The 15,403-nt window shown below is 48.2% G+C and carries 14 protein-coding genes; 11 read left to right on the top strand and 3 right to left on the bottom strand.

Annotation, left to right across the window (positions count from 1 at the left end; all coding sequences use genetic code 11):
• Positions 1–34 precede the first annotated feature (34 nt).
• On the top strand, positions 35–1,159 hold the full coding sequence (locus tag TOL_RS13940) for a response regulator (RefSeq protein WP_041588513.1): 1,125 nt from the start codon (positions 35–37) through the stop codon (positions 1,157–1,159).
• Here the strand turns inward: TOL_RS13940 and trxC are convergent.
• The 3 genes from trxC to TOL_RS13925 all read right to left on the bottom strand — a co-directional run bounded on the left by trxC (position 1,156) and on the right by TOL_RS13925 (position 4,533).
• Positions 1,156–1,599, bottom strand: coding sequence for a thioredoxin TrxC (gene trxC, locus TOL_RS13935; RefSeq protein ID WP_015487996.1), 444 nt, complete (start codon positions 1,597–1,599; stop codon positions 1,156–1,158). The genes TOL_RS13940 and trxC overlap by 4 nt on opposite strands.
• Positions 1,600–1,694: 95 nt before the next feature.
• The gene (gene dsbD, locus TOL_RS13930; protein WP_015487995.1) at positions 1,695–3,521 is read right to left on the bottom strand and encodes a protein-disulfide reductase DsbD; all 1,827 of its coding nucleotides are present in this window, start codon (positions 3,519–3,521) and stop codon (positions 1,695–1,697) included.
• Positions 3,522–3,564: 43 nt separating this feature from the next.
• Complete coding sequence (locus TOL_RS13925) at positions 3,565–4,533, bottom strand: polyprenyl synthetase family protein (protein ID WP_015487994.1); 969 nt, start codon at positions 4,531–4,533, stop codon at positions 3,565–3,567.
• 210 nt (positions 4,534–4,743) lie between these two features.
• Between TOL_RS13925 and rplU the strand changes: the two genes are divergently transcribed.
• The 10 genes from rplU (at position 4,744) to lspA (ending at position 15,393) form a co-directional block, all read left to right on the top strand.
• On the top strand, positions 4,744–5,055 hold the full coding sequence (gene rplU, locus TOL_RS13920) for a 50S ribosomal protein L21 (protein ID WP_015487993.1): 312 nt from the start codon (positions 4,744–4,746) through the stop codon (positions 5,053–5,055).
• A gap of 90 nt (positions 5,056–5,145) precedes the next feature.
• Positions 5,146–5,406, top strand: a complete 261-nt coding sequence (rpmA, locus tag TOL_RS13915) for a 50S ribosomal protein L27 (protein WP_015487992.1) — start codon at positions 5,146–5,148, stop codon at positions 5,404–5,406.
• Between the two features lie 77 nt (positions 5,407–5,483).
• Positions 5,484–6,686, top strand: a complete 1,203-nt coding sequence (gene cgtA / locus TOL_RS13910) for an Obg family GTPase CgtA (RefSeq protein WP_015487991.1) — start codon at positions 5,484–5,486, stop codon at positions 6,684–6,686.
• Between the two features lie 64 nt (positions 6,687–6,750).
• Complete coding sequence (gene proB, locus TOL_RS13905) at positions 6,751–7,890, top strand: glutamate 5-kinase (protein ID WP_015487990.1); 1,140 nt, start codon at positions 6,751–6,753, stop codon at positions 7,888–7,890.
• A gap of 57 nt (positions 7,891–7,947) precedes the next feature.
• Complete coding sequence (gene kdsA / locus TOL_RS13900; protein ID WP_015487989.1) at positions 7,948–8,787, top strand: 3-deoxy-8-phosphooctulonate synthase; 840 nt, start codon at positions 7,948–7,950, stop codon at positions 8,785–8,787.
• 122 nt (positions 8,788–8,909) lie between these two features.
• Positions 8,910–9,176 carry a 30S ribosomal protein S20 gene (gene rpsT, locus TOL_RS13895; protein WP_015487988.1) on the top strand — a complete coding sequence of 89 codons (267 nt, stop codon included), beginning with the start codon at positions 8,910–8,912 and terminating at the stop codon, positions 9,174–9,176.
• A gap of 92 nt (positions 9,177–9,268) precedes the next feature.
• A complete protein-coding gene (murJ, locus tag TOL_RS13890) occupies positions 9,269–10,843 on the top strand; it encodes a murein biosynthesis integral membrane protein MurJ (protein WP_015487987.1) in 1,575 nt (524 codons plus the stop codon).
• A gap of 166 nt (positions 10,844–11,009) precedes the next feature.
• Positions 11,010–11,963, top strand: coding sequence for a bifunctional riboflavin kinase/FAD synthetase (gene ribF / locus TOL_RS13885; RefSeq protein ID WP_015487986.1), 954 nt, complete (start codon positions 11,010–11,012; stop codon positions 11,961–11,963).
• A gap of 23 nt (positions 11,964–11,986) precedes the next feature.
• Entirely contained in the window at positions 11,987–14,881 is a 2,895-nt protein-coding gene (gene ileS / locus TOL_RS13880) for an isoleucine--tRNA ligase (protein WP_015487985.1), read from the top strand.
• Positions 14,881–15,393 (top strand): signal peptidase II, encoded by a 513-nt coding sequence (gene lspA / locus TOL_RS13875; RefSeq protein WP_015487984.1) that lies wholly within the window; start codon positions 14,881–14,883, stop codon positions 15,391–15,393. The genes ileS and lspA overlap by 1 nt, the downstream gene beginning before the upstream one ends.
• The last annotated feature ends 10 nt before the right edge of the window (positions 15,394–15,403 follow it).

Genomic DNA, 15,403 nt, shown 5'->3' with positions numbered 1-15,403 from the left:
TTCGATGTCGGGGAATGCAATGGGGCTTGGATAGGTGGCGGTGCTCGATGATGAGCCCGGAGCAGTATTTTTAGTAAAGCGTACATTGAGTGAGTTCGATGTGTCCGGTTTTACAACATCGGATGAGTTTTTGAATGCGCTGGATACTGGGTTTGATTGTATTTTGCTTGACGTTCAGCTCGATGAAATGAGCGGCTATGAAATTTGTCGGCAGCTACGTGCTCAGCGGCAAACTGAAAATATTCCGGTTATTTTTATATCCGGTGATACCACCTTATCTGGGCGTATTGCTGGATACGAAGCAGGTGGTGACGATTTTATAACAAAGCCTTTTGATATCAATGAATTACAGGCGAAGGTGCGGCGAATTTTGGCACAGCAAGGTTATCGCCGTGAATTAATATCTACCGTTGAAGAATCGCGCCAAGCAGCGTTTGAAGCGATGACGCACTCTGCCGAGCAGGGCGAAATTGTGCGTTTTATGGAACAGATTTCTTTTTGTAACTCGCAAGCGAGTCTGGCAGACGCTTTATTAACTTTACTGTCGGGTTTTGGCTTAAAAGCGGTGGTTGCCTTTTGGCCGAATACGGAAGATGTCAGCGATAAAGCCGCGTACTTTGCTTTGAATTCTGCAGTGAGTGAATTAGAGATCGAGTTGTTACTGTCGGCGCAACATGAGCGGCGCATTATGGAATTTGGTCGACGAATGATTGTTAATTATCCCAATGCCTCTTTGTTGATCAAAAATATTCCCGATCAAGATGTGTCGCGGTATGGACGCATTAAAGATCATTTATGCGTGTTGTTAAGTGCCACTGAAGCGCGTGTGCGCATGATGAAAACAGAAGCTAAGGTCAAGCTTCAGCAAGTTTTATTGCTCACTGTAACGGATGTGCGAGCTGCGTTAGCGCATATTCGTGATAGCCAAGCCGAACAAATTCGCAGTGCAGCGGATATGCGTCAAGATATGGTGATTGATCTTCAAGACCAGCTCTTACTGCTTAACCTGAATGCCAGTCAAGAAGGGGGCTTGTTTGAATTGATTGAGCGTTATGTCGCTCAGATTGATGATAGCTATCGTGAAGCGTTGCGTTGGTCTGATGCCTTGCAGCCAATTGTTAAAACCTTAGAGGACATCGTGCAACGCCGCATGAGTTAGTGGTTTTGCTGAGCTTTCACCAGTGCCTGTTGAATCCACTGAGTTAGCTGTGGGGCTGGTAACGCTCCAGCTAACCGGTCTATCTCTTTTCCACTTTGAAACATAATCAGTGTTGGAATGCTGCGAATGCCAAGTTGCGCGCTAGTAGCCTGGGCTTGTTCTGTATTCACCTTAGCAAAACGCAGTTGATGCTGCATTTGACCACATACTTGTTTGAATATCGGCCCCATCATCTGACATGGTCCGCACCAACTAGCCCAAAAGTCGACAACGATAGGGAGATCGTTTTTGGCCAAGAAGCGATTAAAATTAGTGTCGCTCAATTCGACTGGCTTGCCGTCGAATAATAACTTTTTGCAGCGGCCGCATTGCGCCTCTTGTGCTGCTTTATCGGCAGGTAAGCGGTTAATAGCGGCACAGTAAGGACAGGTGTAATGCATGGAAAGCTCCGGAGAATGGCGAACAGTCACTATATGCGGTATCGGTTATGTTATTTCAAGTGCCGGTAAACATGGTTGTCAGCTATGTCGATAATTTACTGACTTTTGGGGAGGTGCATTAGCACATGTTGAGTAAACTCGGATTTAGTCGCCTCTCCGATTAGACGCGCATTGCTTTGCTCACTACCGGCGCTGAAAAACAGCATAGAGGGCGGACCAAAGACAGCATGCTGTTGCATAAACGCAATGTGCTCGGCGGTTTGATCGGTGACATCCAATTGTACCCAGCGTATATGAGACAGAGCCTGAATGACGTCTGCTTGTTCGAATACTTCCTTCTCCATTACTTTGCAGCTAATACACCAGTCGGCATAAAAATCGACCATAACCGGTCGGGCCTCACTGGCGATGATGCGTTCAAGCTCGGTAACAGATGTGAGTCGAGTAAAGGGGGCATGAGTCGCCGCTTGTTCGGCCACGGATTGTGCCGACTTATATTGCGACGCTAGTGGCTGCAGGGGGTCGTCGTTACCCTGTAAGGCGCCTATTAGAGCGCAGGCACCGTACAAAACTAAAACTAAAGCAAAGCCTTTGATAACCCGTTGGCTACCATTGTTCGCTTGCTCAAGAGCCCCTAGGCTTATGCCATACACCAAGGCTAGTAAGCCCCACAGCAATAGCACCCAGGTCGCGGGTAAAATTCGGCCCAGCAGCCAGATGGCCACGCCGAGTAAGAGGATGCCGAACAGTGCTTTGATTTGATTCATCCAAGCGCCCGCTTTCGGCAGCACAGAAGCGCCTGTTGTGCCCAAGACAATCAATGGAGCGCCCATGCCCAATCCCAGCGCCAATAAAGCGCTACCACCTAGCAAGGCGTCACCCGTCGTGCTCAAGTAGACTAGGGCACCCGCCAGTGGTGCAGAAACACAAGGTGAAACCACGAGCGCTGATAAAATCCCCATGACGAAGACACTTAACCAGCGCCCGCCTTGCTGGCCTTGGTTTAGGTTGTTTAAGCGATTGCGAATCCCAGATGGTAATTGCAACTCGTAGACACCGAACATCGCTAATGCGAGCAAGCTAAACAAACCGGCAAAAACGATCAGTACCCAAGGTGTTTGCATCCAAGCTTGAACATTGGCGCCAGCACCTAACAGCCCAACGGTTAAACCTGCAGCGGCGTAGGTGAGTGCCATCCCCAATACATAAGTACTTGAAAGCAGAAAGCCGCGCTTACCTGACGTATTGCCTTGGCCGAGTACGACGCTGGTTAGAATCGGCACCATAGGTAATACACAGGGTGTAAAGGTCAGTCCTAGGCCTAGGATGAAAAATATACCAACCACCGCCCCCCATGAGCGGCCACTAAACCAGCTATCTGTGTTGGGTTCAGTAGGCATTGCTGGTTGGATCGTACTGGTGGTGATTGCTTGCTGAGCTACACTTTGGGGCGCAATAACTTCAACATTTTCACGCTGTGGCGGATAGCACAGACCGGCATCGGCACAGCCTTGATAGTGCAGAATTGCGGTTCCGGCGTTTAGAGATTGGGTGTCGAATGTGACTTCTAGATCATGATAAAACGCGATTACTTCGCCGAAGGCTTCATCCTGTTTGGCTTTACCTGCTTGCGAATAACTATCAGGTTCAAGCTTGATATCACCTTGCTGTAAATAAATACGATGCTTATATAGGTAATAGCCATCGGCATTGCGCCATTCGGCAGTGACTTTACCGTTACTACTGCTGCTGGATAGTGGAAAGGCTTGCCCGACAGGAAGAAATTCTGCATCGGCGTTTTTGTCGGTAAATGCATCGAGTAATCCCGCATGGCCGAGCGAGCTTGTCATTGCCAAGCAAAGCACCGCCAGTAGATGCCATCCCCAACGTTTGATTCTTGAACTACCTGACTTTAACTTCATTATCGCGTCCTATTTACATCGGGATGACTGAGTTTTTTTGGAATTAAGTGTTGCGTTGCACGGCAATCATTGCCAAAGCATTAAGCGCTTGTTTGGCTTCGGAGTCAGCTAGAAGTTCCAAATGTTGCTGTGCACGATCTGCGCATTCGTAGGCTTTTTGGCGAGTATAGTCGAGTGATTTTGTCTTTTGGATGATGGCGAAAACAGATTGCATATCGTCTAAACCACCTTTACGAATCGCTTGGCGAATAAGGCGAGACTCGTCCTCTGTTGCATTGGCCATGGCGTGAATCAGTGGCAGGGTAACTTTACCTTCAGCTAAATCGTCGCCGACGTTTTTTCCCATAGCGACTGCATCGCCTTCGTAATCAAGTAGGTCATCGACCAATTGAAACGCCATGCCGAGCTCTTTGCCATATTCTTGCAGCGCTTTGGCTTGCGCAGCAGAACAATTGAGTAGGGCGGCGGCGGAATGCGTCGATGCTTCAAATAACATGGCCGTTTTGCCATGGATAACGTCCATGTACTGCGCTTCGGTGAGGTCTGGGTTTTTTACGTTGGTGAGCTGTAGGACTTCACCTTCGGCGATAATGCAGGTGGCGCTGGATAAAATATTCATCACCGGCAACGAGCCTAGTTCAACCATCATTTGAAACGCACGGCTGTATAAAAAGTCGCCAACTAACACACTTGGTGCATTGCCCCACTTTGCATTGGCGGTTGGATTGCCGCGACGCATATCTGAGGTATCAACGACATCATCGTGCAATAGTGTCGCGGTGTGCAAAAACTCAATAACCGTGGCTAGTTTAACGGCCTGAGCGTCGCAATTTCCTAATGCTTTGGCGCTCATTAGCACCAAAAGCGGACGAATGCGTTTGCCACCGCTAGAGACGATGTAGTCGGCAATTTTCTCAACCAAAGGGACGCGAGAAGCGAGTTGTTCGTTGATCAATTGGTCTACCGATTTGAACTCGTCATTGACGACGGCCAGCACATCTTTTATCTGCATGTTGGAGAGCCTGAGTAATAATGTCGCAAATGCTAGGGAGAGGCGTCGCCGGTGTCAAGAAAGTATCTTAGTTAGGGTTGCAAGGAATTGTAGGCTGCGGTATAGTCTCGCGCCCCGAAATTCTGCTCCCTGCCATATGGAAACCAGAGCGTTACCAGTAGAAGCAGGCCGTTAAAGTAGCAGCCAAGTAATGAAGCGGAGATACGTACAATGTACGCAGTCGTAGTAACTGGCGGTAAGCAATACCGTGTAGAAGAAGGTCAAACACTGAAAGTTGAAAAACTGGAAGTTGCAACTGGTGAAAGCATTGAGCTAGAAAAAGTTCTGCTGATCGGTAACGGCGATGACGTTAAGATCGGTGCTCCGGTTGTTGAAGGTGCGAAAGTAGTTGCTGAGATCATCAACCATGGTCGTCACAAAAAAGTGAAGATCTTGAAGTTCAAGCGTCGTAAGCACCACATGAAGCAAATGGGCCACCGTCAGTGGTTCACAGAGTTGAAAATCACCAGCATCGCTGGCTAATATCATTTAATTTGAATTCCGGGGCCCGTGTTGGTTGGCCAAACCGCCGCAATCGCAGTGTTGCAGTGACCCCACAGAAGGAGAAAGATTATGGCTCACAAGAAGGCTGGTGGTAGTACCCGTAACGGTCGTGATTCCGAAAGTAAACGCTTAGGTGTCAAACTGTTTGGTGGTCAAGCTGCTAAAGCAGGTAGCATTATCGTTCGTCAACGTGGCACTCGTTTCCACGCTGGAGAGAACGTGAAAATCGGTCGTGACCACACTTTATTCGCTACCGCCGCTGGCGCAGTGAAATTCGAAGTGAAAGGTGCGAACGGACGTAAGACAGTAAGCATCGTTCCAGCAGCGTAAGTTGTAAGAACCTTGTTCAAACGCCCTGACTGCGCGCAGTTGGGGCGTTTTTGTTTGCATTTTAAGAGAGGAAAGGCATGAAATTCGTCGATGAGGCACGTATTACCGTTGAAGCGGGTGATGGCGGCAATGGCTGTATGAGCTTCCGTCGTGAGAAATTCATCCCAAAGGGTGGACCAGACGGTGGTGATGGTGGCGATGGTGGCTCGGTATTTTTAGAAGCCGATGACAGCATGAACACTTTGATCGACTATCGCTATGCGCGTCGCCATCGTGCTCAAAACGGTAAAAATGGTTCAAGTCGTAACTGTACTGGTTTTAAAGGCGAAGATTTGATTTTGCCTGTGCCTGTCGGTACGACTGCGATTGACGAAGATACTGGTGAGACACTTGGGGATCTAACCGAAATTGGTCAGCGCCTAATGGTTGTTCGCGGCGGTTTCCATGGTTTGGGTAATACCCGTTATAAATCCAGTACCAACCAAGCACCACGCCAGACCAAGCCTGGGCAAACGGGTGAGTCACGTAACGTTAAGCTTGAGCTAAAAGTGCTCGCTGATGTTGGCTTGTTGGGCTTGCCGAATGCCGGTAAGTCGACCTTTATTCGTTCAGTCTCGGCGGCGACCCCAAAGGTTGCTGATTATCCGTTTACTACCTTGGTACCCAACTTAGGTGTGGTCTCTATCGAGCAACATCGCAGTTTTGTGATTGCCGATATTCCGGGATTAATTCCAGGTGCATCGGAAGGTGCAGGTCTGGGTACGCGTTTCTTGAAGCACTTAGTGCGTACTCACTTGCTGCTGCATATTGTTGATATGGCACCGTTTGATGATTCTGATCCGGCTGATAATGTCATGGCGATTTCCAATGAGTTGCAACAATTCTCACCGGGTTTAGCTCAACGCGATCGTTGGTTGGTATTGAATAAACTCGACATGGTGCCAGAAGAAGAGCGTGAAGCTCGCTGTCAGGCCGTGATTGATAAGTTGCAGTGGGAAGGTCCGGTATATCGCATTGCTGCGATTATCAAAGAGGGTACATTCCCGTTAAGCTGCGACATTATGGAATATATCGAAGCGCGCAAAGTGCGTGCTGAAGAAGATGAAGAATTCGCAGAAAGAATGCTGGCTGAGCGCGAACAGGTTGAAATTGAAGCGCGTGAACATATTGAAGCCTTGTATGAAAAGCATCGTCTTGAACGTGAAGCGCGTAAAGCGGCTAAACGCGATGATGACGACGATGATGATCATGATGTTGAAGTGGTGTGGATGACCGAATAACGCATTTGTTATCGGTCGCGAGAAAATACGTCTTTTTTACTCCATCAATGAGCAGATCACATAGATGAGCGCGGAGCAGTGGCAAGAATCCCGCAAGCGTCTTGCAGGCGCTAAACGCTGGGTTATTAAAATCGGCAGTGCCCTTTTGACAAATGATGGTCAGGGCCTGAATCGTTCCGGTATGCAAAGCTGGGTGGATCAAATTGCCGCCTTGCTGGCGCAAGGGCATGAAGTTGTGTTGGTATCATCGGGCTCTGTTGCCGAAGGTATGACGCGTCTAGGCTGGAAAAAACGCCCCGAGCAAATCCATCAATTGCAGGCTGCTGCAGCCGTTGGGCAGATGGGGTTAGTGCACGCCTATGAAACTGCATTTTCTGGCCATAAACGCCATACCGCGCAAATTCTTCTGACGCATGACGATCTCAGTGATCGCAAGCGCTATCTCAATGCCCGTTCTACCTTGCGTACCTTGTTGGATCTTGGCGTTGTGCCTGTGATCAATGAAAACGACACTGTTGTGACCGACGAAATTTGCTTTGGTGATAACGATACGCTGGGCGCACTCGTTGCAAATCTAATTGAAGCCGATTTGTTGGTTATTTTGACTGACCAGCAAGGCTTGTTTACCGCTGATCCACGTAGTAACCCAAATGCCGAGTTAATCGCCGAAGGTCAAGCCTCGAACCCGCAATTTGCTGCTATGGCTGGCGGTGGTGGTGCGTTGGGGCGTGGTGGCATGGTGACTAAAGTACGAGCCGCTACACTGGCAGCGCGTTCGGGTGCCGATACCTTGATCGTAGGTGGTCGTATCGAGAATGTGCTCACACGGTTACGCGCCGGTGAAGTATTAGGCACCCTGTTGTTGGCGGACAAAGAACCTGTTGTTGCGCGTAAGCAGTGGATCGCTGGTCATTTGCAGACTCACGGCGAGCTGGTGCTTGATGATGGCGCGATCAAAGCGCTGCGTGATGGTGGCCGCAGTTTGCTACCGATCGGCGTTGTCGCGGCTAACGGGCGTTTTAGTCGTGGGCAGGTTGTCGCATGTCGTAATCAACAAGGCGAACTTGTAGCCAAGGGTCTGGTAAACTACAGCCGTGACGAGGCGCTGAAAATTTTACGCACGCCGACGTCTGGTTTAGAGCAAGCGTTAGGTTTTGTCGCAGAACCGGAAATGATTCACCGCGACAATTTGGTGGTTCTGTAATCAATTTTTTACTGCTTGGTGTGACCAAGCCTATAGGATAAAGGGAGCTAGTTTCTCATGATCGAAACAGTTAACGTTGGCGGAATTGAAGTCGGTAACGACGCGCCATTCGTATTATTTGGCGGAATGAACGTTTTAGAAAGCCGCGATTTGGCGATGAGTATTTGCGAACAATACGTCAAAATCACCGAGAAATTAGGCATTCCGTACGTATTCAAAGCCTCGTTTGATAAGGCGAATCGCTCGTCGATTAATTCATATCGTGGGCCGGGTATGGATGAAGGTTTGAAGATTTTTGAAGAAATCAAAAAGACCTTTAATGTGCCGATTATTACTGACGTGCATGAACCGTATCAGGCAGCTCCGGTTGCAGAGATCGTTGATGTTATTCAGTTGCCAGCGTTTTTAGCGCGTCAAACGGATCTTGTGGTTGCAATGGCGAAAACTGGCGCTGCGATCAATGTGAAAAAACCACAATTTTTAGCGCCGCATGAAATGCGTCATATCATCACAAAATTTGCCGAAGCCGGTAATCAGCGTGTGATGTTATGTGAGCGTGGCTCGTCGTTCGGCTACAACAACTTAGTTGTTGATATGCTGGGTATGAATGATATGAAAGCCATGGCTCCGGTTATCTTCGATGCAACGCATGCGTTGCAGCGTCCGGGTGGTCGTGCCGATTCTGCTGATGGTCGTCGCCAGCAAGCGTTTGAATTAGCGCGTTCTGGTATGGCGTTAGGTATTGGTGGCTTGTTCCTTGAAGCTCATCCAAACCCCGCAGAAGCGAAATGTGACGGACCTTGTGCATTGCCACTTGATAAATTAGAGCCTTACTTAGCTCAAATGAAAGCAGTGGATGATCTAGTGAAGTCATTTGAAAAAGTCATTATTGACTAATAAACACGTGGGCTTGAGCTATTCGTCATTCGATGTGGTAACTGCTGTTGACAGTTGCGCCGTATGTCTGGATAATCTCGGCCCTCTGAGATTTAACATCAACCCAATTTGAGGAGCCGACTGTGGCAAATTCCGCTGGTTCTCGTAAACGCGCCCGTCAGGCTATCAAGCGTCGCGCTCGTACCGTAGCATTACGTTCAATGGTTCGTACTTACATCAAGAAAGTACATTCAGCTGTTGCAACTTCTGATTACGATCAAGCACAAGCTTCGTTTACTAAAGCACAACCTTACATCGACAAGATGGTGAACAAAGGTATTCTTCATAAGAACACCGCTGGTCGCATCAAAAGCCGTTTGAATGCTAAGGTTTTCGCACTGAAAGGTTAATTCTTTTCGGTTCGAAGCAAAAACCCGCCAATGGCGGGTTTTTTTGTTTGCGTGCTAAGGCGCTGGGGTGGCGTGTTGTAACGGAGATTGGCATGACAGAGAAGAATTCGGAAAAAAACACGGATAAGGCCGCGGGTCGAAGCTTGTTACGCTCTTCGTCTATCGTCAGTGTAATGACTTTGTTAAGTCGAGTTTTGGGCTTGATTCGCGATGTGGTGGTCGCCCAGTATTTTGGTGCGCGCGCGGATGCTTTTTTTGTCGCCTTTAAAATCCCCAATTTCTTTCGTCGTTTATTCGCCGAGGGCGCCTTTTCAGTCGCTTTTGTACCGGTACTCAGTGAGTACCGTAAGCAGCGCACGCTTGATGAAGTACGTTTGCTAATTGCCCAAGTGTCCGGTGTTTTAGGTTTAGCTCTACTGGGTGTGACTGTCGCAGCTCTGGCGTTGTCGGATTATCTGCCTTGGGTTTTTGCTCCCGGTTTTCGCTCAGATCCGGAAAAGTTCGCCTTAACGGCCGATTTGCTGCGTATTACTTTCCCATACTTACTGTTTATCTCGCTGACGGCGTTCGCCAGTAGTGTATTGAATGCTTACGGGCGCTTTGCTATTCCTGCGTTTACACCAGTGCTACTCAATCTTTGTTTGATTTTTTCGACTTTAGTCATGACGGATTGGTTTACCGAGCCGCTTTATGCGTTGGCGTGGGGCGTGTTTATCGCAGGCCTTGTGCAGTTGGTATTTCAATTACCGTTCGTTGCGCGTTTAGGGTTATTAGTGGCGCCGCGTTACGAGCCCAAGGCCGAAGGGGTCGGGCGGATTGTTACTTTAATGATTCCGGCCTTGTTTGGTGTATCGGTAAGTCAGATCAACTTGCTGCTCGATACCTTGCTGGCGTCCTTTTTGGAAGACGGTAGCGTGAGCTGGTTGTACTACTCCGACCGCTTAAATAATTTGCCCTTAGGGATTTTTGCCATCGCCATTGGTGTGGTGATTTTACCCGCGTTGTCAGGGCGTCACGCCGACAATAATCAGCAAGCCTTTTCTCGTACCTTAGATTGGGCGGTACGCATGGTCTTTTTGCTAGCTACTCCTGCGGCTTTAGCGCTTGTTGTGCTCGCCATGCCATTGATGTCGACCATTTTTTATCATGGCGAGGTGACTGCCTACGACGTCGGTAAGATGACCTTGAGCTTGCAAGCTTATGGTGTTGGCTTGCTCGCTTTTATGATGATTAAGATTTTAGCCCCCGGCTACTACGCCCGTCAGGATACTAAGACTCCAGTTAAAATCGGTATTCAGGCGATGGTGGTGAATATGGTTCTCAACCTTGCCTTAGTTGGCCCCTTTCAGCACGCCGGTTTGGCGTTGGCGACGTCTTTGTCGGCGTATTACAACGTCTACATGCTCTATCGCGGATTGCGTAAGCAGGGGGCATATACCTTGCAGCCGGGTTGGATGAAGTTCATTGCCTTGCTGGTCGCTTCGAATGGCTTAATGATAGCAACTGTTTGGTGGATGATGGGCGATGCTGAACAGTGGCTAGTATGGGGCACATGGCAGCGTATTGGTTGGATGTCGGCGGTGGTTGGAGCTGGTGTGGCGGTTTATTTCGCTGTATTGATTGGTGCCGGCATGCGTATGCGTCATCTTCGTGGGCAGTTGTTCTAAGTTCACCTGTGTTCAAGGGCGTCATTTTTGTGTGTGGCCTAAGATGCCCTTCGGATGCGATTTTGCGCTATGTCGAAAGGTCGAAACGGCTGTCCCCAGCCGCTTAGGTTGGCTATAATTCGGCCCTTTGTTTTAACCCGTAATTTTCACTGGTCTGGGAGCGCCGATGCGCCTTTTACGTGGCCTACACAACATACCTTCAGACTTTGGTGGCTGCGTTGCCACCATTGGCAATTTCGATGGTTTGCATCTTGGCCACCAAAATATTTTGCAGTCGTTACGCGATGTCGCCGATCGGTTGCAGATGCCCACACTGGTGATGTTATTTGAACCGCAACCTCGGGAGTTTTTTGCACCTGAATCGGCGCCTGCTAGGTTGGCGAATTTACGTGAAAAACTGCAAGACTTAGCGGCGCATGGCGTTGATTACGTTTTGTGTCTGCCATTTAACCAAGCACTACGCTCAATGTCGGCTGATGCCTTTATCAATGATATTTTGCTCGCGGCATTGGATATTCGTCATCTTATTGTTGGTGATGATTTCCGTTTTGGTTGTGATCGCAGTGGTGATTATTCTGCACTCGTCGCTGCGGGTGAGCTGCATGGTTTTGGTGTGCAAGATACACCAACGTTCGAATACGATGAGGAGCGTGTGAGTAGCACTCGGGTTCGCCGTGAATTAGTAGCGAACAATCTTCCTCGTGTTGCCCAATTGTTGGGTCGAGATTATCGCATGAGTGGCCGCGTAGCGTGGGGCCGCCAGTTAGGCCGAACGATAGGGACGCCGACGGCCAATGTGATGATTCACCGCGAGCAGTTACCTCTGCACGGTGTGTATGCGGTACACGTCACCCATGAAGAAAGCGGTGAGCATTATTTAGCGGTGGCTAATGTGGGTGTTAAACCGACCGTCGCGGGAGTACCAGAGCCGTCATTGGAAGTCCATTTACTGGGCTTTTCTGGCAATTTATACCAACAGCATTTGACGGTCGAATTTCAACACAAAATTCGTGACGAACAAAAATTTGCCGACTTAACCGCATTAAAAAATGCGATTGAAAACGATAAAAATGCAGCGCGCCATTTTTTTGCAGCGCGCTCGAATTCATTCCGATTTTAGAATTTCAGATTAAGTGACCAATTATGAACGATAAAGTGGAAAGCCAATACAAAGCGACGCTGAATCTACCAGATACCGAGTTTCCTATGCGCGGTAACTTGGCACAACGCGAGCCGGAGATGCTGGCTCGCTGGGAAGCGATGGGCTTGTATCACAAAATTCGTCAGGCACGAGCAGGTCGTGATCAGTTTATTCTGCACGATGGTCCTCCATATGCGAATGGCAACATTCATATTGGTCACGCGGTTAATAAAATTCTGAAAGATATTATCGTTAAGTCACAAACCTTGAGCGGTAAGGATGCCCCTTATGTTCCTGGCTGGGACTGTCACGGTTTGCCGATTGAATTAAAGGTGGAAGAAAAAGTTGGCAAGGTGGGCGTTAACGTTACCGCTAGCGAATTCCGTAAGCATTGCCGCGAATATGCCGCCGAACAAGTCGATGGTCAGCGCCGCGATTTTAAACGTTTAATGGTGTTAGGTGATTGGGAAAATCCATATCTGACCATGAATTTTAATTTCGAAGCCGACATCATCCGTACGCTTGGCAAAATCATTAATAACGGTCATCTGCACAAAGGCTTTAAGCCGGTTAACTGGTGTAGTGATTGTGGTTCGGCTTTGGCTGAAGCTGAAGTGGAATACCAAGATAAAAAATCCATCGCCATTGATGTGAAATTCGCATTTAAAGATACTGCTGCTTTAGTTGCGGCATTTGGTGCAGACGCTGCTGTTGCAGAAAAAACTATCAGCATAGTGATCTGGACAACCACACCTTGGACGTTACCGGCAAACGAAGCTGTCTCGGTACATCCGAATTTAGAATATTCGTTAGTGCTGTTGAAAGAAGCCGACGAAGTATTGCTGTTAGCAACCGACTTAGTCGATGACGCTGTGCAACGTTATGGCCTAAGTGTTGATGGTATCGAAGTACTTGCGACTGCTCGCGGTGCGGCGTTCGGTCAATTGCCGGAACAAGCCAGTGCGCCGTTTGTGGTTAAACACCCATTTATGTCAAACGCCGAAGGTAGTGATAAATTTGTCCCCGTCATTACCGGTGAGCACGTTACCGCTGATTCAGGTACGGGCGCTGTGCACACTGCGCCAATGCACGGTGTAGACGACTACGTGGTGTCTGCGGTTTACGGTGTTAAATCCGATGAAATGCTGGTTGATGGCAGTGGTCACTTTATTGCTAATGCCGCACTTGAAGCATTGGAATTAACCGGTTTAAGTACTGCTGATAAAGGTAATTTCCGTGTTTTAGGTTTATTGGCCGAACGCGGTGCTTTAGTTAAAAAGGCCAACATTACTCACAGTTATCCGCATTGCTGGCGTCATAAAACACCGATTATTTTCCGTGCGACGCCGCAGTGGTTTGTCAGTATGAACCAAGCCGGCTTGCTCGATCAGGCAATGAATGAAGTTGAGAATACCGTTGAGTGGCGTCCAAGTTGGGGTAAGGCGCGCATTGAAGGCATGATGAAAGATCGCCCAGATTGGTGTATCTCACGTCAGCGTACTTGGGGTGTGCCAATCGCATTATTTGTGCATAAAGACACCAGTGAGTTACACCCACGTACACCTGAATTAATTGAATTAGTTGCCAATAAAGTTGAGCAAGCGGGTATTGAAGCTTGGTTCGAATTAGAGGCCAGCGAGCTTTTGGGTGACGAAGCTGCCGACTACGTTAAAGTGGTGGATACTCTCGATGTTTGGTTCGACTCAGGTGTTACCCATACCGCGGTGTTGATGCAGCGTGCTGAATTGCAAATGCCTGCTGATTTGTATTTAGAAGGTTCCGATCAGCATCGTGGTTGGTTCCAAAGCTCGTTGTTAACCAGCGTTGCAGCTTATGGTAAAGCCCCCTATAAGACGGCGTTAACCCATGGCTTTACCGTGGATGGCGACGGCAAGAAAATGTCGAAATCGATTGGTAATACTGTCGATCCACAAACTGTAATGAATAAACTCGGCGGTGATATCTTACGTTGGTGGGTTGCAGACACTGACTATAGTGGAGAGATGTCGGTTTCTGACGTTATCTTAAATCGCAATGCCGATGCCTATCGCCGCGTGCGTAACACCTGTCGTTTCTTGTTGGCGAATATCAATGGCTTTAATCCAGCAACTGACATGGTGTCTGGCGAAGACTTATTGCCACTTGATGCTTGGATGGTGGATTACACTCAGCGCCTGCAAGATAAAATTGTTGCTCTGTATCAACGCTATGATTTGAAAACTCTGACGAAAACCCTGATGAATTTCTGTGTGACAGAATTAGGCGGTTTTTATCTTGATGTGATTAAAGATCGTCAGTACACCTGTAAGAGTGATGGTATCGCACGTCGCAGTGCGCAAACCGCCCTCTATCATGTGGTAGAAGCCATGGCACGTTGGATTGCCCCTATTTTATCATTTACCGCGGAAGAAATTTGGCAGGTATTACCGGGCGAACGTGAAGAATCTGCACAATTGGCCGAGTGGTATACCGGTTTTCCAACGATAGCGGCGAACGAATTTAATGACGCTTATTGGCGTAACCTGATGGACGTTAAAGACGCCGTTAATGGTGTGTTGGAAAAAGCACGTACCGAGAAAGTTATTGGTGCGAGCTTAGGTGCTGAGGTCACATTATTTGCAAACGACCAGCAGACCACTGCACTGAATAAACTGGGCAACGAATTACGTTTTGTTTTATTAACCTCTAAAGTGACGCTGGCGCCACTAGCTGCTGAAGGCGGTGAAAAAACAGAATTGGATGGTATTCGAGTGGGTGTATTGGCTTCTGCCGACGAGAAGTGTGAACGCTGCTGGCATCATAGTGCTGATGTTGGTGCAAATACGCAGCATCCAAGCCTGTGTGGTCGTTGTATCGAAAACGTTGAGGGTGACGGCGAAATCCGTCACTTCGCATAATGACTACGAATAGTGCGCCGGAAGCCATGCCGTTAAAAAATGCATTGGTGTGGCTGTTGTTATCTGTATTGGTGATTGTGGTTGACATGATCACCAAGCAAACGGCAGAAGCGCTACTTGAATATGCTAATCCAGTATTTGTATTGCCCGTATTGGATTTTACCTTGCTGTATAACAAGGGTGCGGCTTTTAGCTTTTTGGCCGATGAGTCTGGTTGGCAGCGCTGGTTTTTCACCACGGTATCTATAGGTGTATCAGCCATGCTAATCATTTGGTTGAAGCGTTTACCGCGTACTGCCGTGTTATTACCTTTGGCACTCACTTTAATATTAGGCGGGGCTGTTGGTAATTTAATTGATCGAATATTATTTGGTCATGTTATTGATTTTATTTCAGTACATTGGGAAAACGCCTATTTTCCGGCATTTAATGTTGCTGATTCGGCCATTACGTTAGGCGCTATTTTAATGGGCGTCGATGTTATTCGTGACATGTTTAAAAGCGATAAATAATCAAGGGCTG

The organism is Thalassolituus oleivorans MIL-1 (assembly GCF_000355675.1).
GTDB lineage: Bacteria > Pseudomonadota > Gammaproteobacteria > Pseudomonadales > Oceanobacteraceae > Thalassolituus > Thalassolituus oleivorans.
The sequence above is the reverse complement of the archived record's forward strand: the minus strand, read 5'-3'. Positions and strand labels throughout refer to the sequence as shown.

Excerpts from the sequence above, each read along its gene's own strand:
- trxC (WP_015487996.1), bottom strand. The coding sequence starts at position 1,599 with ATGCATTACACCTGTCCTTACTGTGCCGCTATTAACCGCTTACCTGCC.
- dsbD (WP_015487995.1), bottom strand. The coding sequence starts at position 3,521 with ATGAAGTTAAAGTCAGGTAGTTCAAGAATCAAACGTTGGGGATGGCAT.
- TOL_RS13925 (WP_015487994.1), bottom strand. The coding sequence starts at position 4,533 with ATGCAGATAAAAGATGTGCTGGCCGTCGTCAATGACGAGTTCAAATCG.
- rplU (WP_015487993.1), top strand. The coding sequence starts at position 4,744 with ATGTACGCAGTCGTAGTAACTGGCGGTAAGCAATACCGTGTAGAAGAA.
- rpmA (WP_015487992.1), top strand. The coding sequence starts at position 5,146 with ATGGCTCACAAGAAGGCTGGTGGTAGTACCCGTAACGGTCGTGATTCC.
- cgtA (WP_015487991.1), top strand. The coding sequence starts at position 5,484 with ATGAAATTCGTCGATGAGGCACGTATTACCGTTGAAGCGGGTGATGGC.
- proB (WP_015487990.1), top strand. The coding sequence starts at position 6,751 with ATGAGCGCGGAGCAGTGGCAAGAATCCCGCAAGCGTCTTGCAGGCGCT.
- kdsA (WP_015487989.1), top strand. The coding sequence starts at position 7,948 with ATGATCGAAACAGTTAACGTTGGCGGAATTGAAGTCGGTAACGACGCG.
- murJ (WP_015487987.1), top strand. The coding sequence starts at position 9,269 with ATGACAGAGAAGAATTCGGAAAAAAACACGGATAAGGCCGCGGGTCGA.
- ribF (WP_015487986.1), top strand. The coding sequence starts at position 11,010 with ATGCGCCTTTTACGTGGCCTACACAACATACCTTCAGACTTTGGTGGC.
- ileS (WP_015487985.1), top strand. The coding sequence starts at position 11,987 with ATGAACGATAAAGTGGAAAGCCAATACAAAGCGACGCTGAATCTACCA.
- lspA (WP_015487984.1), top strand. The coding sequence starts at position 14,881 with ATGACTACGAATAGTGCGCCGGAAGCCATGCCGTTAAAAAATGCATTG.